General features: G+C 62.3%; 16 protein-coding genes. 12 read left to right on the forward strand and 4 right to left on the reverse strand.

Translation table 11 applies throughout. The features are described from left to right. Nucleotides 1–65 precede the first annotated feature (65 nt). Nucleotides 66–542 carry a DUF2956 domain-containing protein gene (locus ACH5N8_RS09330; RefSeq protein ID WP_483281108.1) on the forward strand — a complete coding sequence of 159 codons (477 nt, stop codon included), beginning with the start codon at nt 66–68 and terminating at the stop codon, nt 540–542. A gap of 18 nt (nt 543–560) precedes the next feature. After that, a complete protein-coding gene (locus ACH5N8_RS09335) occupies nt 561–1,145 on the forward strand; it encodes a lipocalin family protein (protein WP_483281109.1) in 585 nt (194 codons plus the stop codon). Between the two features lie 30 nt (nt 1,146–1,175). Here the strand turns inward: ACH5N8_RS09335 and lnt are convergent, their stop codons facing one another. The 4 genes from lnt to ACH5N8_RS09355 form a co-directional block, all read right to left on the reverse strand. Beyond that, nucleotides 1,176–2,735: an apolipoprotein N-acyltransferase gene (gene lnt / locus ACH5N8_RS09340; RefSeq protein WP_483281110.1), complete on the reverse strand. Its 1,560-nt coding sequence runs from the start codon at nt 2,733–2,735 to the stop codon at nt 1,176–1,178. Between the two features lie 133 nt (nt 2,736–2,868). After that, nucleotides 2,869–4,053, reverse strand: coding sequence for an iron-containing alcohol dehydrogenase (locus ACH5N8_RS09345; RefSeq protein WP_483281111.1), 1,185 nt, complete (start codon nt 4,051–4,053; stop codon nt 2,869–2,871). A 4-nt stretch (nt 4,054–4,057) separates the two neighbouring features. Further along, complete coding sequence (locus ACH5N8_RS09350; protein ID WP_483281112.1) at nt 4,058–4,354, reverse strand: antibiotic biosynthesis monooxygenase; 297 nt, start codon at nt 4,352–4,354, stop codon at nt 4,058–4,060. A 499-nt stretch (nt 4,355–4,853) separates the two neighbouring features. After that, nucleotides 4,854–5,264 (reverse strand): hypothetical protein, encoded by a 411-nt coding sequence (locus tag ACH5N8_RS09355; RefSeq protein WP_483281113.1) that lies wholly within the window; start codon nt 5,262–5,264, stop codon nt 4,854–4,856. A 276-nt stretch (nt 5,265–5,540) separates the two neighbouring features. Between ACH5N8_RS09355 and ACH5N8_RS09360 the strand changes: the two genes are divergently transcribed. From ACH5N8_RS09360 to pglZ, 10 genes are all read left to right on the forward strand, one after another. Continuing rightward, nucleotides 5,541–6,125, forward strand: a complete 585-nt coding sequence (locus tag ACH5N8_RS09360; protein WP_483281114.1) for a chorismate--pyruvate lyase family protein — start codon at nt 5,541–5,543, stop codon at nt 6,123–6,125. After that, on the forward strand, nt 6,122–7,003 hold the full coding sequence (gene ubiA / locus ACH5N8_RS09365) for a 4-hydroxybenzoate octaprenyltransferase (RefSeq protein ID WP_483281115.1): 882 nt from the start codon (nt 6,122–6,124) through the stop codon (nt 7,001–7,003). Before ACH5N8_RS09360 ends, ubiA begins: the two co-directional genes overlap by 4 nt. Nucleotides 7,004–7,440: 437 nt before the next feature. Next, entirely contained in the window at nt 7,441–8,046 is a 606-nt protein-coding gene (locus ACH5N8_RS09370) for a DUF1819 family protein (RefSeq protein WP_483281116.1), read from the forward strand. Then, a complete protein-coding gene (locus tag ACH5N8_RS09375) occupies nt 8,043–8,621 on the forward strand; it encodes a DUF1788 domain-containing protein (RefSeq protein ID WP_483281117.1) in 579 nt (192 codons plus the stop codon). The genes ACH5N8_RS09370 and ACH5N8_RS09375 overlap by 4 nt, the downstream gene beginning before the upstream one ends. A gap of 30 nt (nt 8,622–8,651) precedes the next feature. After that, a complete protein-coding gene (gene brxC / locus ACH5N8_RS09380) occupies nt 8,652–12,248 on the forward strand; it encodes a BREX system P-loop protein BrxC (protein ID WP_483281118.1) in 3,597 nt (1,198 codons plus the stop codon). A gap of 20 nt (nt 12,249–12,268) precedes the next feature. After that, the gene (locus tag ACH5N8_RS09385) at nt 12,269–13,444 is read left to right on the forward strand and encodes an SH3 domain-containing protein (protein ID WP_483281119.1); all 1,176 of its coding nucleotides are present in this window, start codon (nt 12,269–12,271) and stop codon (nt 13,442–13,444) included. A gap of 5 nt (nt 13,445–13,449) precedes the next feature. After that, the gene (gene pglX, locus ACH5N8_RS09390) at nt 13,450–16,986 is read left to right on the forward strand and encodes a BREX-1 system adenine-specific DNA-methyltransferase PglX (RefSeq protein ID WP_483281120.1); all 3,537 of its coding nucleotides are present in this window, start codon (nt 13,450–13,452) and stop codon (nt 16,984–16,986) included. Then, on the forward strand, nt 16,979–17,554 hold the full coding sequence (locus ACH5N8_RS09395; RefSeq protein ID WP_483281121.1) for an ATPase: 576 nt from the start codon (nt 16,979–16,981) through the stop codon (nt 17,552–17,554). The genes pglX and ACH5N8_RS09395 overlap by 8 nt, the downstream gene beginning before the upstream one ends. 5 nt (nt 17,555–17,559) lie before the next feature. Next, the gene (locus ACH5N8_RS09400; RefSeq protein ID WP_483281122.1) at nt 17,560–17,790 is read left to right on the forward strand and encodes a hypothetical protein; all 231 of its coding nucleotides are present in this window, start codon (nt 17,560–17,562) and stop codon (nt 17,788–17,790) included. Nucleotides 17,791–17,944: 154 nt separating this feature from the next. After that, entirely contained in the window at nt 17,945–20,557 is a 2,613-nt protein-coding gene (gene pglZ / locus ACH5N8_RS09405) for a BREX-1 system phosphatase PglZ type A (RefSeq protein WP_483281123.1), read from the forward strand. The last annotated feature ends 5 nt before the right edge of the window (nt 20,558–20,562 follow it).

Here is a 20,562-nt window from a genome sequence, read left to right on the forward strand (position 1 = left end):
GGCGGCACCGGCAGCCGCCACGGTCAAACCGGTTAAAATGGCCGCCCCGAATCCACCGTGCCGCCATGTCCAAGTCCAACCGTCCCGAACCCGCCGCGACCGCCGTCCAGGACGAGGCCATGGCTGTCGCCCGCGGCATCCAGAAACCCGGACAGACCAAGGAGCAGACACGGCTGATCGCCCAGGGCATCGCCAAGGGGATCGAACAGTACAAGCGCCAGCAGAGCGCCAAGGCCCGGGAGCGCGACAAGGCCCGCAAGCGTCTGGACAAACAGCGTCACCAGGCAGCCGCCGGTCACGGCGCGCCCTTGCACGAGGATGCCGAAGACGGGCTGGCCTCCGGTTCCGATCCGGTCATGGCCCTCCGCGTGGCTGCCTGGCTGTTCACGCTGATGGCGCTGCTGCATGGGCTGCGCCTCCTGGCCGGCTGGCCGGTCGTCATCGCCGGCTGGAACGTTCCCGCGTGGCTGTCCGGCCTTGCCGTCCCGCTGCTCGCCACCCTGGCCTTCTGGCTTTTCCGCGGCGCCCGCCGCCTCCGCTAAACCCTCGGACCCACCCCCATGAAACTACTGTCCATCATCATCCTGGTCTTCCTGATCGCCAGCATGTCCTACCTGATGTTCGGCAAGCTCGGCATCCCCGACGGCGTGAGCGCGGTGCAGAACTTCGACGCCAAGCGGTTCGCCGGCACCTGGTACGAGATCGCCCGCCTGGACCATGGCTTCGAAAAGGGCATGAGCCACGTGACCGCCGACTACCAGCCCAGGGACGATGGCGGCTTCCGCGTCGTCAACAAGGGTTTCAACACCAAGACCGGCCACTGGGAATCCAACGAGGCCAAGGCCTTCTTCATCGATACGCCGGATGTCGGGCGCCTCAAGGTCTCCTTCTTCGGCCCCTTCTACGGCAGCTACAACGTCATCGACCTGGATCCGGAAAACTATCGCTACGCCATGGTGACCGGCCCCAATACCCGCTTCTTCTGGATTCTGTCGCGCGACAAGACGCTGGACAACCCGACCATGCAGCGGCTGGTACAGAAGGCCATCGGTCTCGGCTTCAAGCTGGAAAAACTGGTCTATGTGGACCAGAAGGACGAGACGGTGCCGGCACCGGGAGCGGCGCCGGCCGCGCCGGCGCCATGACAGCCCGCGCCGGGCGCCAGCCGGCAGCGCTCACACGCGGCTGACCCGACGCTCCCGCCAGCCGGCAACCAGCCCCGCGGCCAGCGCCAGCCACAGCAGGGCGGGCACCGCCCAGTAGGCGCGCTGGTAGACCGTGGGCGCCGGCACCCGCACGAAGGGCACGTCGTAGACGCCGGCCCAGGGCTCATGCAGCGGCGATTGCCGCAACACCTCGCCGCTCGCCAGGCCGACGGTCGAGATGCCGGTATTGGTGGCGCGCAGCACCGGTCGCCGCAGTTCCACCCCGCGCGCCAGCGTCATCATCATGTGCTGCCAGGGCTCCTGCCAGCTGCCGTACCAGGAATCGTTGGTGGTATTGACGATGAACTGCGCCCCGAGGTCGGCCAGGGCGCGGCTGAAATCGGGGAACAGGCTCTCGTAGCAGACCTGCGGCCCCATGCGCAGCCCGTTCCACTCCAGCAGCACCGTGGGCCCCGGCCCGCGCGCGAACTGCCCGGTGGGCGGCAACCAGGAGCGGAGCTGCGGAAACCAGCTCTCCCCGGGGATGTACTCGCCGAACGCCAGCAGCCGTGTCTTGCTGTAATGGGGCGGCACGACCTCGCCGTCCTGATCCAGCATGAACAGGGAATTGGTCAGCAGCCGTGAGGCGAAATCCACCCCGTAGGCGCCGGTCACCAGTGCCAGCCGGCGCTGGCGGAGAAACTCGCGCAATCTTTCGCTGTAGGGGCTCGGGTTGAGGTCTTCCCCCAGCAGGGCCGGAAAGGCGGTTTCCGGCCACAGGGCGAAATCGATCGGGCGCACCTCGCCCGCCAGTGCCGCACCGGTCGCCTTCAGGTAGCGGTCGAGAATGGCCTGCTGATAGCCCTTGCCGAGTTCGGCCGAGATTTTCTCGAAATTGCCGACATTGCCCTGCACCAGCAGCACCCGCAGCAGGCCATCCGGCTGCGGCAGGCGCTGCTTGAGCCACAGCCCGCCCAGATTCAGGAGCGTGAAAGCCACGACGACGCCCGCCAGCAGCCGGCGGCCCCGCGCCTCGCGCCGCTGCCGCCAGGCCAGCAGCAGCGGCCAGTTGGCCAGCAGCGTCGCCGCGCTGAGGCCGCTGAAGCCGACGATCTCGGCCCAGTGATACAGGGGCACCTGGCTGCCGTACCAGGAATAGCCGAAGTTCCAGTCGAACAGGGTCGGCGAATTGGCCTCGCAGAGCACCGTGATCAGAGCCATCAGCGCCAGCGACAGGCCGGGCCGCCAGCGGAAGCGGCGCTGCCCGAGAAACCACAGCAGCCCCGCCAGCGGCACGAACAGGTGCGCCAGCAGCGCGAACAGCAGCATCCCCAGTACGGCCACCGGCCAGTCCAGCTGGCCGAATTCGTGCAGCACGTAGGTAACCCAGTTGAAACCGATGAGGGTGAAGACGAACGCGGTCAGGAAGCCCCCCAGAACCACCTCCCGCCAGCGCGCCTGGCGTTGCCAGAACAGCCACAGCGGCACGAAGCAGAACAGCGAGGCCCAGGGCGGAAACGGAATGTAGCTGGTGCCGATGAACACGCCGGACAGGACCGGCAGCCACCAGTGACGGGCGGAGGGCTTCATGGGCTGGTACGCGAGAAACGGGGTTGTGTGCGGTTGCGTGCAGAGGCGGAAACGGGGCCTGAGGCCGGCAACCGGGCTGACGACCCCGGCTGCCGGAAGCGTGGCATGCGCCTGGTGCAGGCGTCGCCGGCCCTCAAAGCCGCTCGCGGACGATCGTCGCGATCTCCGCATCGTCGAGTTCCACCGGATTGGTCTTCATGCTCGCGCCGCGCGCATTGGCGACGATACGCGGCAGGTCCGGCTCGCCGACGCCGAAATGCGCCAGGCGCGGCAGGCGCAGGCGGACCGTCCACTCCGACAGGGTCTCCAGCAGCGCCGCCCGCGCCGCGGGCACATCCAGCCCCGGGCGGCCCACGAGCCAGCGACCGACATCGGCATACCTGGCCAGCGCCGGGGATGCCGGCGCGCGCGCCTGCAGGGCAGTCAGGTTGACCCCGGTCGCCGCCGCCAGCAGCGTGCCACAGACCACCCCATGCGGAATCGGGAACAGCGATCCCAGGGGCTGGGCCAGGCCATGCACCGAACCCAGTCCCGTCTGCGCCAGGCAGATACCGGACAGCAGCGCCGCATAGGCCATCCGCGCGCGGGCCTCGGCCGCCTCCGGACCGGCCTCGTACCAGGGCAGCAGGCCTTCGATCGCCGCCCGCAGGCCCGATTCCGCCAGGGCATCGGTCAGGGGATTGGCGCGCAGCGAGACATAGGCCTCCAGCAACTGCGTGAAGGCATCCATGCCATTGGCGGCAATCAGCTCGGGCGGACAGCCGGCCAGCAGATCGGGATCGACGATGGCATGCGTGGCCACCAGCCGATCGTCGCGGAACGACTTCTTGAAACCGTCGGCCCCCTGGCGCGTCAGCACCGCGTTGCGGGTGGCCTCGGAACCGGTGCCCGCCGTGGTCGGGACGGCGACAAAGGGCGTTGCCGGCCCCCGGTAGGGCCGCTCGGGCCCGACCCCTTCCAGGTGCTCCATGACGCTGCTGCCCGGTTTCAGCAGGCCGGCGATGGCCTTGGCGGCGTCGAGGACGCTGCCGCCGCCGATACCGATCACGGCATCGATGCCGGCCGGACCCCAGATCCTGACGGCCTCGTCCACCGCCTCCGGGGCTGGCTCGCCGGTGATCCGCAACAGCTCCCATTCGAGGTCGCCTGCCTGCAAGGCGTGTTGCAGGGCTTCCCAGGACGGCGAAGAGACAAACGACTGTCCGCCGGTGACGATCAGGAGTCGATGCCCGAAGGCGCGGGCGATGTCGGGCAAGGCGGCCAGGCGCCCCGGGCCGAATTCGATGCGCGGCAGGCGGCCGATCGAGAACGGCTGCATGCCCTCAGCCCGCCGGGTAGAGGCCCTGCATGGGCACGCCCTGCCGCGGCCGGGCCATCATCTCGGCGACCGTATCGCGCCAGACGGCGTAGTGCGGCGTCTGCTTGTGCGCCGCCGCGTCCTCGGCGCTGGCATAGGCCTCATAGAGGATGAAATGCGTGACGTCGGCGGGATCCTGCAGCACGTCGAAGCGCCGGTTGCCGGGCTCCCGCACCGAGGCTTCATGGTTCAGCCGGGTCGCGGCCAGGAAGGCCGGAACCGATTCGGGTTTGACATGGACATGGACGAGGGTGACATGCATGGTGATGGCCGTTTGCTGGATGGGGTGTGTGACAACGGGGGGCGGAGACCCTGCGCCGGCGTGAGGGCTGCCGCCCGTCTCCCGGCACCCCGCCGGTGGGAAATGCCGGCCCTGGCCCGGTGTATCGCGGCGGCCGGAAGGACCCTGCCGAGGTGCGCCTGTGGGGCCGGTGAGACCGGCGCCTATTTTCGCCTACCTTGTCCCCTCAGGTCGAATGGCGGGACACGCCAGGCCGGCTTTCGCGTCCCGCATGGCGCGGGCGGAAGCCCGGCTCGGGTGGCCTCCGCACCCTGCGGGCAACATGCGGGGGAAACCGTCCGTCCCCTGCGGGCCGGCTGGCGAGGGCGCCCGCAGGGCACATGCGCGATGCGGGAACGATAGCGGCGCGAGGTTGCCGCGGGAAGACACCCGGGCTACGCGGCCCGGCGGGTTCGGGGATGGCGACGTCGCCCGGCTGGCGTGCGCTGCCGGACGAGTGCGCCGAGGCGTCGCTGCAGGCCTACTGCCTGACGCCGCTGGTGGTACCCGATACCGCGCCGTCCTGGGCCTGGAAGCGGCCGGCGTACATCTGCTTGTCGCGCGTCACCTGTACCTGGGCGGCCAGACCGCCGACGCTCAGGTTGATGTCCGCGCTACAGTTGCGGTTGACCTTGAAGGTACCCTCGGTGGCAATCTGGGGCGTGTTGAAGGTCACGAATTCGCAGTAGCTGCCCAGGTCCATGCGGACGTTTCCAGCCTTGTCGACCACCAGCCGGCACTGGCCGACGTGCGCACCCTCCTGGACGATGAAGGCCGACTGATAGGTGATCCAGGTTCCCCTCACATCCTGCTGGGTACAGACGGCGCTGGCCGGCCCGCTCAGCAGCAGGGCGGCAGGCAGGGAGAGGAAGGTCAACAGGGAGCTTTTCATGATGTGGTTTTTCCTTGGACGTCGTTGTCGTTGTAAGGCTGCTGGCCATGCGGCCACCCCCTCACCGCGATAGCAAAAGTCACGCCATCGACAGGACGGGCCGGCCTGACCCGGGCCGGCGAACACCGGATGGCGCGCCTGGGCCAAATGCCGCAGTCGCTGCGCCATTTGCCGCATCGCCCCCACGGCATTCGCGGCAGCAGGCACCTGCCGCCACCGTATCCGACCGCTCGCGGGTAGCGGGCTGCTAAAATGACGGCTTTTTGGGAAACCGTCTTGAAGCGCCCCAGCCAGCTCTTTACCCGGCCTCTCCGCTGGCGGCGGGCATGTCCCGGCTCATCGGCGAGCGCCGCCGCCCCGGGCGAGCTGCAATCCTGGCTGCAGGAAGCGGGCTCGCTGACCCTGCGCCTGCGGCGGCTGTGCGGCGACAGTTTCAGGCTGGTCGTGCTGGACCAGGCCTGGCAAAAGCCGTTCGCGGAAGAGGCACGCTTGCTGCGTCTGCGACCGGGCCAGCGTGCGCTGGTGCGCGAAGTCAGCCTGCAGGATGCCGACCGGCCACTGGTGGTGGCCCGCAGCATCATCCCCCTGCATACCCTGCATGGCGCGGATCGGCGTCTGGCACGGCTCGGCAACCGCCCGCTGGGGCATCTCCTGTTTGCCGATCCCCGGCTGCAACGGCTGGACCTGCACGTCACCCGCGTCGAGCTGGCACAGCGGCTCGCCGGCGCCTTCGACAGCGGGTCGGCGCCCATCTGGGGTCGCCGCTCGCTCTACAGTCTGGGCAGGGATCACACCCTGCTGGTCGCGGAATTCTTTCTGCCCGAACTCATGCAGCTCACTGCCAGGACCCTGCCGCCATGAACACACCTGCCACGCCCGGCTGGCGCCGCCAGCTCGATGCCTACTGGCGCCTGATGCGCCTGGACAAGCCGATCGGCATCTTCCTGCTGCTGTGGCCGGCGCTGTGGGCGCTGTGGATCGCGGGGTCGGGACATCCGCAGGCCCGGGTCGTGGCCGTCATCGTGCTGGGCACGGTGCTGATGCGCTCGGCGGGCTGCGTGATCAACGACTATGCCGACCGCGATTTCGACCCGCATGTGGAACGCACCCGCCTGCGCCCCATCGCCGCGGGCGAGGTGAAGCCCCGCGAGGCGCTGTGGCTGTTCGTCGGCCTGTGCCTGCTGTCACTGGCCCTGGTCCTGTCCATGAACCCCCTGACCATCGCCCTGGCGGTACCCGGCGCCTTCCTGGCCGCCAGCTATCCCTTCACCAAGCGCTGCACGCATCTGCCGCAGGCCTACCTGGGCGTGGCGTTCGGCTGGGCGGTACCGATGAGCTTTGCCGCCGAGACCGGCGGCATCCCGGCGCTGGGCTGGCTGCTGTTCCTGGCCGCCATCCTCTGGGCGCTGGTCTACGACACCCAGTACGCCATGGTCGATCGCGACGACGACCTGAAGATCGGCGTCAAGTCGACCGCCATCCTGTTCGGCCGCCACGACCGGCTGATCATCGGCCTGTTGCAGGCCGGCCTGCTGGCGGTGCTCCATGCCGTCGGCCGCAACGCCGGCCTGGGCCTGCCCTACCAGCTGGGCTTGCTGGCCGGGGGCGGGCTGTTCGCCTACCAGCAGTGGCTGACCTGGAACCGGGAACGGTCCGCCTGCTTTCGCGCCTTCCTCAACAATCACTGGTTCGGCGCCACCCTCTTCGCCGGCATCGCACTGGATTACGCGCTGCGCTGATGGGCCCCGGCGGCTGACGGCGGCGAGAGGTGGCCCGGCGGCGGCATCGCGCCTTGGCGCCCCCACCGGTACCCAGAAGTCGACCGCGCCGACACGCCTTGACCTGAATGGCTCTGGATTCCTCGTGGAACGGCTAGGCTAGGGGCAATACCGTCGGTACCGGCCTCGACCTGCGGCGGGCAGCCGATCGACTCCGGCCACCAAGGGATCAGCCGACGGATCATCCGGATTGCCGGCGTAGTCGGGATGCCTGACCCAGATCATGTTCAGCGGTTGTGCCGATGAAGGGTGCCAACAACGTCATGCCACCTGGATATCCCCCCATCCGCCCCTCTCCCCTCAGGCAGACGGCGCGAGAGTGGCATGACCTTGTTGACTGGCGGTAACCCGGAAGCCCCAGTTCGCAAGCCCATTAGACAAGTCATGTTGTGTGCAGGATGAGATATCCGAATCTTTATAATGCCGAAGTCTCGGCCGGTTCCCTGATGTTGCCGGAAAGCCGGCGCATAGCCGCCTTCATGCTAACCGACCCGGATCAGGCGGCTTGGCGACGGGCATTCAGCCTCGAGGAAAACCTTCTCCAAAAAAACAAGCCTGCGACCGCCAGGCGGATGGCCCGTCTTATCCGCAACCGGTTTGCAGGTGCCCGCCAAGAGACGTTACGGCTGGTGGCCGAGGGCACCAGAGAAGTGGCTTTGCAAATCCTGTTTGCCTGCGCGGTCAAGCACAGCCGTTTGCTGGGTGATTATCTGAACGATGTCTATCGCGAACGGCTCCGTCGACTGGAAAGGACGCTGGATGCGAAAAGCTGGGGAGATTTCCTAGTTGAGTGCGAACATCGGGATCCGATCGTCTCCGAATGGTCGGAGAGCACCCGCAAGAAGGTTTTCCAGGTAGTCGTTCGCATTCTCGCGGAAGCCGGTTACCTGAAATCGACCCGGGGCCTGGAACTGACGGTTCCCCACGTGCACCCGCTCGTTGCAAGACACCTCAACAGCCTCGGCTGGGGCGACATTCTCGCCATCATGGAGATAGAAACTTGAGTGGCAGCTTCAAAGATCGGCTGAACGGCATCCTGCCCAAATTGACCTCACCGGACTTTCTCCGCAATCAGGGATTGGGCAATGAGATCGGCTTTTGGATCTTCGACTACCCGCCGGAACAGGAAATGGCCATGCGCGCCTTTCTCCATGAGGTGATCATGCCGGCGTTGGAAAAGCACCAGCCCGCCATCCGCAGCGCAGCGGTCAACCTTTTTGACCTGACCATCGGCCTGCTCGAGGACCGCAAACTGCTCGATAAGGCCCTCGACATGCAGCGTACCCAGGGCGACGCCAAAACCCTGGAGTCCCTGCGCCGGGTCCTCAAGGAAGACAGGTTGGCCGAGCGCCTGGTGGCCCAGCACGACATCAATAATCTCGACTTGCTGTTGCTCTGGAACGTCGGCGCCGTCTATCCGATGCTGCGCACCCATACGCTGTTATCCGCGCTGCATCCGCTCATGAAAGACACCCCCTTGGTGATGTTCTTCCCTGGAAAGTACGACGGCTACTCGCTGCGGCTCTTCAACAAACTGGCGGAAGACCACTATTACCGGGCCTTCCGGCTAATTTCCTAATCCTGGACGAACCCTACGATCAACCCCACCATGAAAATCAGGGAACTCTTCACCAAACCGATCGATCGTCCGATCAACGGCGTCATCAAGGCCGATCAGCGTGATGCCGAAAGCATCTGGCAGGAGCTGGACGAATATGTCGTCACCAAGCAACTCACCGAATACTTCCGCCGGTTTTTCGACGCTTACCTGGCAGCAGCCGACAATCCCAAGGATCCGGTACTCTCCGCCCGCATGGGTGTCTGGGTATCCGGATTTTTCGGGTCGGGCAAGTCCCACTTCATCAAGATCCTGTCCTACCTGCTGGAGAACATCGAGGCCGTCAATCCCAGAGATGGCAGCCCTAGGCGTGCCGCCGAATTCTTTGACCCATCCAAGATCAAGGACCCCATGCTCCTCGCCGACGTGCAGCGTGCGATCCGGGGCAGTGCCGATGTCATCCTGTTCAACATCGACGCCAAAGCCGACAGCAAATCGGATCGGGATGTGATCCTCCAGGTGTTTCTGCGCGTCTTCAACGAAAAGCTTGGCTACAGCGGCGATGCCCCGCACGTCGCCGAGATGGAACGCTATCTGGTCAGCAAGGGCGCCTATGACGCCTTCAAGTCAGCCTTCGCCGAAAAGAATGGCTCTAGCTGGGAGGCCGAACGCGATGCGGTGGATTTCCTCCGCGATGATGTCGTGCATGCCCTGGCCAAGGCCCTGAACCAATCCGAGGACTCGGCCGCCGCCTGGTTCGATAATGCCCGCGACACCTACCGGATCAACATCGAGGGTCTCGCCAAGATGATCCGGGACTACCTGGATACTCGACCACCTGGCCACCGCATCATCTTTCTGGTCGATGAGGTCGGGCAGTTCATTGGCGACAACACCCAGCTCATGCTCACCCTGCAAACCATCACCGAGCAATTGGGCACCCTCTGCCAGGGGCGTGCCTGGGTCATCGTCACCAGCCAGGAAGACATTGACGCCGCCATCGGCGAGGCCAACAAGGCCAAGTCGCAGGACTTCTCCAAAATTCAGGGGCGCTTTCATTCTCGGCTGTCGCTGGCCAGTTCCAATACCGATGAAGTCATTGGCGAGCGTCTGCTGGCCAAAACCGAAGCGGCCCATCAGGCCCTGCGGGATACCTTCGAAAAGAAGGGCGACATCATCAACAACCAACTCGCCTTCGTCGGCAACTCGGTGACCCTCAAAAGCTACAAGGATGCCGCCGAGTTCGTCGCCTGCTATCCGTTCTCGCCCTATCAGTTCGCCCTGCTGCAAAAGATCTTCGAGTCGATCCGCAAGGTCGGCGCCACCGGCAAGCACCTGTCCAAGGGCGAGCGTTCGTTGCTCGACGCCTTTCAGTCGGCCTCCATGCGCAACGCGGATCGCGACATCGATGCCCTGGTGCCGCTCTATGACTTCTATCCCAGCATCGAGAGCTTCATCGATACCAGCGCCAAGCGGTCGATCGACGAGGCCCCCGGCAATCCGGCCCTTGAGCCTTACGATGTCCTGCTGCTCAAGGCCCTGTTCCTGATCCGCTACATCCCGGATATCGTCAAACCCAATATCGACAACCTCGCCACCCTCTGCGTCGATCAGATCGACACCGACAAGCTGACGCTCAAGCGCCGTGTTCAGGAAAGTCTGGCGCGCCTGGAAAAGCAGCGGCTGGTCAGCCGCAACGGTGATCTCTGGTTTTTCCTCACTAACGAGGAGCGCGATGTCGCCCGCGAGATCGGTCATGTCGGGATCGCCTCCAGCGAGAAATCCCGGCTGCTGAGCGAGCTGGTGTTCGATGACCTTCTCGGCGGTCTGACCAAGGTCCGTCATCGCGACACCAAGGCCGATTACGAATTCAACCGCCTGCTCGATGGCGTCCCCTGGAAGCACGCCAGCCATGCCCTCAGTCTCGACGTGATCACGCCGCTGGGCGACGACTACGAACAGCTATCCGATGCCAAATGCATCCTGCGCAGTTCCGAAGCTGGGGGGCGCGCCCTGATTCGCATGGCGGAAGGCGAACGACTCGACATTGAGTTGACGCTGTATCTGCAAATCGAAAAGTACATCGAGAGCCCCAAGGCCAGCACTGCCGCCGCCTCGCTCAAGCGCATCCTCTTGGACCGCAAGGACGAGAACCGCGAACGCCGCACCCGAATCCTGGCCCAATTGAGCAACATGCTGCTGGCCGGGGATTTTTACGCGCTGGGCCAGAAACCCCAGATCAAGGCGGTGACGCCCGCCACCCTGCTCGACGAGCTGCTGAACTACCTGATTACCAATACCTACACCAAACTGCCCTACATCAAGGTACGCCAGGCCGATCCCATCGCCGAGATCAAGGCCGTGTTGGCAACGAATGACATCGGCCAGTTCAACCTCTATCCGGATGCCGCAGCCGGCAACCCGCTTGCCGTCAAGGAAGTCCGCGACTACCTCCACCTCAAGGCCAGTGCCGAGCGCATCTTGCTGTCGGATGTGGTCGACCGGTTCACCGGCATACCCTGGGGCTGGAAGCCCGACTGGGAGGTCGTGCTGTTGGTGGCGCGGCTATTCATGGCCGGCGAGATCAAGCTGATATGCGAGGGCGTCGATCTCGATCCGAAAAGCGCTGTCGATCCGCTCACCAAATCCGTGCGCTTCAAGCAGGTCTCCATCCTCAAGAAGAAGGTACCGGATACCGCCGCAGTCAATCGGGCTCGCGATCTGTACAAGCAACTGTTCTCGAAGATCGCCCGCGAGGACGCCGATGGCCTGGTGGCTGATTTTCGGACGGCCCTGAGTGAATGGCTGTCCGGTCTGGAAAGCCACCGTCAGACCGCCTCCGCCAAATACCACCCCGGCAAGGAGGTGATCGACACCGCCATCGCCCGCATCGGCAAACAGTTGGCCATCCGCGATGCCTTCGAATTCATTGAAGCCATGCTGGCGGCAAAGGATGCCTGGCTCGATGCCGGTGATGACATCGCCGACGTGGTCAGTTTCTATAAGACCCAATTGCCCACCTGGCACAAGCTGCTGGATGCCCTGACCGGCTTTGGCGACAATCGCGACATCCTGCTCAAGGAGAACCCCAGCGCCACGGCCCTGGCCGATCTGGAGGCCATCCGTGAACATCCGGCGCCCTATGGACAGGTGTCCCGCATTGAAGCCCTGATCAGGACCGTCGAAACAGTCAATGACGCCGCCGCCCAGGACAAACGCGAGCAGGCGTTGAAATCCATCGATGCCAAGCTGGCCGAAGTGCAGAAATCACTGGATCAGATCCAGGCCGACGCCGACCTGCGCAACCAGGCCCTCTATCCGCTTCAGGACCTGAAAACCCGGGTCGCTGGCCTCATCAGCATTCCCAAGATCCTCTATGCCCAGGATCAGGCCGGCGCCTTGCTCGATGAGGCCATGCTGGTCATCGAAACAGCCAGCCGCCCGGCGCCCACGCCACCCGGCAGCCCGCCCCCCGCGGGCAACCCACCTGTCGCGCCGACGCCCAAACCGGCCAGAGTCATCCGCGCCGCCGAGTTGTCCCCCAGCATCTATCTCGAAACCGAGGCCGATGTCGAAGCCTTTGTGGCCAAGCTGAAGGCCGATTTACTCGACATCATCCAATCCGGCAAGCGGGCGCGTATTCAGTGAAAGATGCAGCGCACTACGCCATGACGGTTTCTGATTATGCCAAGCTCCATGTGGCAATCGGGGCCGACTGCCTGGGCAATGAGCTTCGAAGAATGGGAGAAGAGCGCTCCAGATGGATGCGCTCAATGATGGAGACGACCAGCCTGGCGGATCAGATCGACAAGATTGTGGGAGCAAACTCTGCGGCTACTCTGTTGGCCCAGCAGATGTACGACGTGCAAAAAGCCCAGGAGGAAAGCATCCGGAAAATGCTCGATCCGCTGGAAAGTATCCGGGGCAGCCTGTTAAAGGACAGCTCAATCCAACGGATGATGGACGAGCTCAAAAAACCGGCATTTGCGGCGAACCATTTCACCAAGCTCATCGATCAGCTAACTGGACCCGCCTCTCGTTTGCACACGTTGCGCTCGCACGCTGAGGACTCACTAGAGCAGGCTCGCAGAATGTTGGCCGAGACTTCAGTCAGCAACAGCTTGCAGCAGATGATGAAGGGCTTCGAGGACACCAACAAGCGTTGGGTAGTCCCGACTGCGTTGATTGACGCCATGGTGCCCTTGCAAGCCTGGCAAGAGCAGTTTGGCAAGCTGTCCTTGCCGGTAATGGACGTTGCCTCCGCTGCAACTCTTGCCAACCTGCTGGGACATGAGGGGATCGAAGCGCAGCTTGCCGCGTTGGGCATCAATCCAGATGGTTCGATTAATGCCCGGTTTGTTGCGGACAGGGGCGAAGAGGGCATCGGCCTAAGTCGCAAATCAATCGAGCTCATGACTCTCTTGGGCTTCATCTTGGCCATTTTGGTACCCATCTATCAAGAGATTTCCTCCACAAGATGGCAAGCAGCAACAGATGAAAAGCTGGCAAAACAAGCGGAAGTCCTCGAAACCCAGAGAAAAATGATCGAGTCTCTTTCCACGCTGGTTGAAAAAACAATGGTGCGTGAGGCCCAACAACAGGAACAGCGATTTGTTGTCAGGGAACGAGTGACACTGGTGCGCTCCAGACCCGCGAGTGGTTCTTCCGTAGTCGGAAAGTTGTTGCCACGGGAAGTGGTTCGTCCTATAGCAGAGGACGGCAAGTGGGTTCAGTTTGAGTATTACCACTGGCTGCACCGTGAATATCGAACGGGATGGGCTTTGAAGAAATACTTCCAGCGCGTGGCGCGCCCCCCGAACAATAAAGCGCAATTTGAGCAATAGCCCCCATGAACAAAGCCAAACTCAAGACCTACGCCCCCCAAGCCCGCAAGGACTTCATTGCCGCCGTCACGGCACGAGCCCACTTGCTGGGTATCGCGGAACAGAACGGCCAGCTGGAAATTGCCCCCGGCGAGAAAACCGGTGATCTCGTCCTGATTGCCGGGCAAGCCTGGCCGGCCAAGGTGCATAACCAGCGCGAGCGGCTGATTCAGCGCATGCGGAAGGAGGGCTTTGCCCAGACGCTGGAGGCGATTGCCTACACCTGGTTCAACCGCTTTGCCGCGCTGCGCTTCATGGAAATCCACGATTACCTCGGGCATGGCCACCGTGTCCTCTCCGGTCGTGAAGGCGGCTTGCCGGAAATCCTCACCCACGCCACCGAACTGGTCGGCGTGCTCCCCGGCCTCAAAGCCCAGCCCGTGGCCGACATGAAACTGGCCGGCAACCAGGACGGCGAGCTTTATCGCCTGCTGCTGGTCGCCCAGTGCAACGCCTTGTCGAACGTCATGCCCTTCCTGTTCGAGCGCATCGACGACGAGTCCGAACTGCTGCTCCCCGGCAACCTGGAACGCACCGATTCCGTCGTCGCCAAGCTGGTGGAGGCGATTCCCGAAAACGACTGGAACGAAGTCGAGGTGATCGGCTGGCTTTACCAGTTCTACATCAGCGAGAAGAAGGACGCAGTCATCGGCAAGGTGGTCAAGAGCGAGGACATCCCCGCCGCCACCCAGCTCTTTACGCCCAACTGGATCGTCCAGTACCTGGTGCAGAACAGCGTCGGCCGTCTTTGGTTGATGGCCAATCCAACGTCAAGCCTCAAGAGCCAGTGGCCGTACTACATCGAGCCGGCCGAGCAGACGCCCGAGGTGCAGGCGCAACTCGACGCCCTGATCAAGACCCGCATGATTGATGACGGCGGAAGCCTGAACCCCGAAACCATCACCGTGCTCGATCCCGCCTGCGGCTCCGGCCACATCCTCGTGGAAGCCTACGAAGTCCTCAAGGGCATCTATCTGGAACGCGGCTACCAGGCCCGTTCCATCCCCCGCCTGATTCTGGAAAAGAATCTCTACGGCCTCGACATTGATGATCGTGCCGCGCAACTCGCCGGCTTTGCCCTGCTGATGAAGGCACGGGCGGATGACCGCCGCCTACTGGAAACGCCGGTCAATCTCAATGTGCTGGCCTTGCAGGAAAGCGCCGGCATCGACCTCGACGAATTCGCCGGCCACCTGACGCCCCACGGCATCAACCGGACGGTGCTGGGCACACTGCTGGACACCTTCACCCACGCCAGGACGTTTGGCTCGCTGATCCAGATTCCCAAGGTGCTGGAAGACGGACTGACCGGCTTGGAAGATGGCATCGCCAAGGCCATCGAGAACGGGGATGTGTTCGCTAAGGCAGTTGCGCAAGATCTGGTGCCGCTGGTGCGGCAGGCCAAGATTTTGGCGATGAAGTTTGACGCGGTGGTGGCGAATCCGCCGTATATGGGAAGTAAATTTCAATCCTCGGAGGTAAAGATTTACCTTCGAGAGCGCTATATTGGATATGAAAAGGATCTGTTTTCCGCATTTATGGGTCGATCCTATAGGTTCTTAGCCAACCATGGCTTCGCTGGATTCATGACGCCTATGGTTTGGATGTTCATCTCATCTTATGAGGCGTTAAGAAAACATCTAGTTACAGACGCTGACTTAATAACTCTGGTTCAATTGGAGTACAACGCTTCAGGTGAAGTCCGTGTCCCACTATGTGCCTTCGTTTTTGGCCGATCACATATTCCAAAAAGCTTAGGAACATTTATACGGCTTGTTGATTTTCCGGGCGAAAACAATCAAGGTCCACTGACACTCGAAGCTATTGCTGATCCAAACTGCAAGTGGCGATTTAACACTCGTCCAGGTGACTTTATCCGAATCCCAGGGTCGCCTATTGCCTACTGGGTAAGCGAAGGAGGCGCCTCAGTGTTTAAAGACTCGCTTTCGCTTGGGAGGTTAGTGAAAGTAAAACAAGGTATGACCACTGGAAACAACAGTCGTTACCTTAGATTTTGGCATGAGATATCCATAAAGAAATTCTCTCAGTTTGGAGGAACAAAATGGTATCCATTTAACAAGGGTGGCAATTTCCGACGTTGGTTCGGAAACCACGAGTACGTTTTGAATTATGAGTTTGGCGGAAAAGAGCTTATTAACGATAGTATGGCGGGCAAGAATCCAGGATTTAGGCATGACGGAAAGGATCACTACTTCACTAGAGGCGTCACGTGGTCTGCAATATCAAGTTCGAATTTTTCAACTAGGGCTATGCAACCAGGGTTCGTGTTCGGTAACGCCGGGCCAACGGCCTTCGCAGATGAGTCAACTCTTGATTTCATTCTGGCATTAACTAATTCAAAAATTGTTAGTTATTATACAAAAATATTTAGCCCAACCCTCAATTTTGAAATTGGTGACATAGGAAAAATACCTGTTCTTGCAAACATCAATGACGATATAAAGACGCGTTGTCGTGAAATTTCCTCTGAGCTAGTTTCCATCTCTAGATCAGACTGGAACAGCTATGAGACCTCATGGGAGTTTTCCAAGAGCCCATTTCATATATCTGGGGCAAGTAGACTGTCTGAATCATTTCGCGTTTGGAATGCTAACAAAGCAAAAGCTGTCAATGACATGGTGCGTCTTGAGGAGGAAAACAATCAAATCCTTATTACCCTATACAACCTTCAATCGGAGCTCCCTCCCGAAGTTCCCGAATGTCAAATCACCCTCAATCGTGCTGACCGCGAAAAAGATTCCCAGCGCCTGATCTCCTACGCCATCGGCTGCATGATGGGCCGCTACAGTCTCGACGAACCCGGCCTCATCTACGCCCAATCCGGCAACGTCGGCTTCGATTCCACCCGCTACAAAACCTTCCCCGCCGACGCCGATGGCATCGTCCCCATCACCGACGAACTCTGGTTCGAGGACGACGCCGCCAACCGCATCCGCGAGTTCCTGCTCGCCGCCTGGCCAGCGGGGACGTTGGACGAAAACATGGCCTGGCTTGCCGAGAGCCTTGGCACCAAGGGCAATGAGACGCCGGCCGAGACCATCCGCCGCTACCTCGCCTCCAGCTTCTTCAAGGATCACCTGCAAACCTACAAGAAGCGCCCGATCTACTGGCTCTTCAGAAGCGGCAAACAGGGCGCCTTCCAGGCACTGGTGTATCTGCATCGCTATCACGAGGGCACGCTGGCCCGCATGCGTGCCGAGTACGTCGTCCCGCTCACTGGCAAGATGCACTCCCGCATCGAGATGCTTGAAAAGGACAAGGATGCCGCCCCTTCCACCGCAGCCCGCAACAAGATCGCCAAACAAATCGAGTCGCTGAAAAAGATGCACGTCGAACTGCTGGCCTACGACGAGAAACTGCGGCACTACGCCGACATGCGCATCAGTCTCGACCTGGACGACGGGGTGAAGGTGAATTACGGCAAGTTCGGGGATCTGCTGGCCGAGGTAAAAGCGGTGACGGGCGGGCCGGCGGATGACTGAATCCGCCCCGCGATTATTGGTCGTGGGTGGGCCGAATGGCAGCGGCAAGTCCACCTTCGCGGCGGAATACGTTGAACGCTATGGCCTTCCCTATTTGGGGGCCGACGCGATCGCGGCCGAGTTGGCCCCGCAAGCCCCGCTCAGCGTGAGGGTGCAGGCGGGCAAGGCGTTCGTGCGCCAGCTTGAAGGCGCTCTGGCGGCCCGTGAGTCGCTGGTGATCGAGTCGACGCTGGCGGGAAAGGGCCTCGAGCGCCAGTTACAGGCCGCCAAGGCGCTGGGGTATCGGGTTAGCATTGTTTTTGTGACGCTCGACAGCCCGGCATTGTGCGTTGCCCGAATCCAGGAACGAGTGGCCCAAGGCGGACATCATGTGCCCGTTGAGGACGTGCGGCGACGCTTTGGCCGGGCCCGACAGCTATTCTGGACCCATTACCGCCTGCTGGCGGACGACTGGCAGTTGTTCAGCAATACCACTAGCGGCTTCGAACTGATTGCCGTGGGCCAAGGGGCGAGGGTGGCCGAGGCAGACCCGACCCTATTTGCCGCTTTTATCGACTCTTTGGAATAACCCCCATGCATAAGCCACATTTTGAACCGGTCATCGACCCCGAAGTCTTTCGCCATGCCTTCGAGATGCTCGCGATCGGCAATGTCGCCGCCCACCGCGCCCAGGCGCGTAATCGGGCACTGAATATCCCGAACTACTACTCGATTGCCGGGCGCATCGTCAGCGACCAGAGCCGTGATGCCGACAGGAATGCGGCTGATGCCCCCTCGACAAATGCTCTTGCCGATGCGACTTGATATCCATGCGCGGCGTCGCCGAAATCTGGCCTGAATCAGAATTTGTGCAAGAGGTGCTTGCACTATTGCTTTGGGGGCAAGCTCACCTGCTACGGACCATGCTGAAGACGCCTGATGAACAGAAATCACATGCAGCCAAGGTAGGCGACCGCGCATGACCCAACCCCGCATCACCGAGGTACTCGGAAACCTGTTTGCCAGCCATGCCGTGGTGTTCTGGCACGATCCCGATGGCGAGTTTGTGTCTTCCGTCGCTGACTTCGCGCCGGAGGGCATCACCTTGTTGCACATGGACGCCCTGCCGGTTTTGGGCATCAAGATTCAACTGGAGCGCGCCGGACGGGATGACCGGTTCCTGCTCTACAGCGCGAAACCGGAGCCGGACCCGGCGCATGACTGGTTGCTGGATGTGCGACTGCGCAGCAAACCTTTCCGGGCCGATCAGGCGTCCATCCTGCTGGAGGATCTGGGGCTGGTCAGTCAGCAGTTGCGGGATCATCTCAAGGCCCGATCCGTGTTCCTGGGCGGCCGGGATCGGGTCGAGCGCCTGAAGCGCTTGGTCTTGCCGCAGGATAGTGCCGGGGATCTGGACCGGAAGATGATCGCCGTGCTGGTCAAGGCGGAACCGGCTGACCTGAATGCCATTCTGCTGCGTCTCTACGCGGGCATGATCGAGGACGGGGTGGCCAGCCTGGAAGCCGTGCCCAAGGCGTGGAGCGAGGTGGTCGGTAACGATCTGGAGCCGGCCTTCTGGTCGCTGGTCGCGGCCGAGTTTGGCTACCCGACAGACCAACCGTCGCTGCGGGACTTGCTGTTCCGCATGCTGGTGACGGATTTTGCCCGGGCGTTGCGGTCGGCGTTGCCGGCCCAGCTTGGCCACTTCGTTCTGACCGATGCGGCGCGGGCGGCCAATGCCTGCGTATTTGCCTCGGGGTGGCGTTCCCACCTGCAACACTTCGGCAGCTACGATGCGCTGTCAGGCGCCGTGGGACGGGAACTGGGCTTGGCCGGACTGTTGGGGCCGTTGTGCACCGATGACCTGGTCGAGGCCATGACCTTCGAAGAGGTCGAGCGGCGCATCATCCAGGACATCAAGGCACGGATCATCGCCGGCGAGGGGGCTGACATGGACTCCTTGCGCGCCCTGATGGCCCGTCGCCGGGATGGGCATTGGGCGAGCAAGTTGCTGGCCCATACCAGCCCGACCACCCGCGCCCTGGCGGCTTGCTATGACGCACTGGAAGCGGGCGCCGCTTTCCTGGAACTCGCGGCGCGGCACAAGAGTGGATTCAGTTTCCCCCACGCCGAAGCCGCCCTGGCCGCCTACCGGGACGAACTGTTCCGTTTCGATCAGTTGTATCGCCAGATGAACCACGCGGCCGATGCGGTGGAGCCGATGGGCTGGGCATTGCTGCACGAACTGCGTGAGCGCATCGAAAGCGCCTATTCCGGCTGGTTCATCCCGCAACTGGGCTCGGCCTGGAACCCGGTCCTCGAAGGCGACAACGGGTTGCTGGCCCAGTGGAAGGTACCGGGCTGGATCAAGCAGCAGGATTTCTATGCCAGCCAGGTCAAGGCTCACCTCGACAGCGGCATCCGCCGGGTGTTCGTGGTGATTTCCGACGCCTTCCGTTACGAGGCCGCCGAGGAACTGGTGCGCGATTTCAACGGCAAGAGTCGCTTCAAGGCATCCCTAACCGCCATGCTTGGGGTGTTGCCCAGCTATACCGCCCTGGGCATGGCGGCGCTGTTGCCGCACGACAAGCTGGCTTACAAGCCGAACGCGAATCTGGATGTAGCGGTGGATGGGGCCGTCGTCGCCACGGTCGAGCAGCGTAGGCAGCAATTGGCCAAAGTGTCCGGGGTGGCCATCAAGGCCGACGATTTATTGGCCATGGGCAAGGACAAGGGTCGCGAGTTGGTCCGCGAGCACAAGGTGATCTACGTCTATCACGACAGGATCGACATGCTGGGTGACAAACAGGGATCCGAGCGTGAAACCTTCGATGCCGTGGCCCAGACGCTGACCGAGCTGAATCAGCTCACCCGTTTCATCGTCAACAGCCTCAATGGCTCGCTGGTAATGATCACCGCTGATCATGGCTTTCTCTATCAGGAATCTCCGCTCGAGGAAGCGGATAAATCCAGCCTGGGCGAGAAGCCGGACGGCACACTCAAGGCCAAGAAACGTTACCTGCTGGGTCAGGGGCTCGGGAAGAATCCGAAAGCCTGGTGCGGGAATACGGCGGTGACCGCCGGCACGGTGCCGGGCGAGGGCAGCATGGACTTCTGGCTGCCACGCGGCGCGGCCCGCTTTCATTTTGCCGGCGGGGCGCGGTTTGTCCATGGCAGCGCCATGCCGCAGGAAATCGTCATCCCGGTGATCACCGTGCGCGAGAGCGAGAGTGAATCCCACAAGACCCGCGCCGTCGAGTTCAGCCTGCTGGGATCGTCGAACAAGGTGGTGACCAACAAGCAGCGGTTCGAATTCATCCAGACCGAACCGGTTTCCGAACGGGTCTTGGCGCGTACCGTGCTGGTCTCGCTGCGCGATGGCGAGGTACCGATCAGCGACGAGATTACGGTGACCTTCGACAGTACCTCCCATCTGATGGACGAGCGCAAGCGCTCGGTGATGCTGACGGTCAAATCCGGAAGCTATGACAAGACCCGGGACTACTTTCTGATTGCGCGGGATGCGCAGACCCAGGTGGAAGCCCTTCGTATCCCGGTCAAAGTGGATCTGGCCTTCACCAACGATTTCTAGACAAA

The organism is Methyloparacoccus sp. NF-16, from assembly GCF_056880625.1.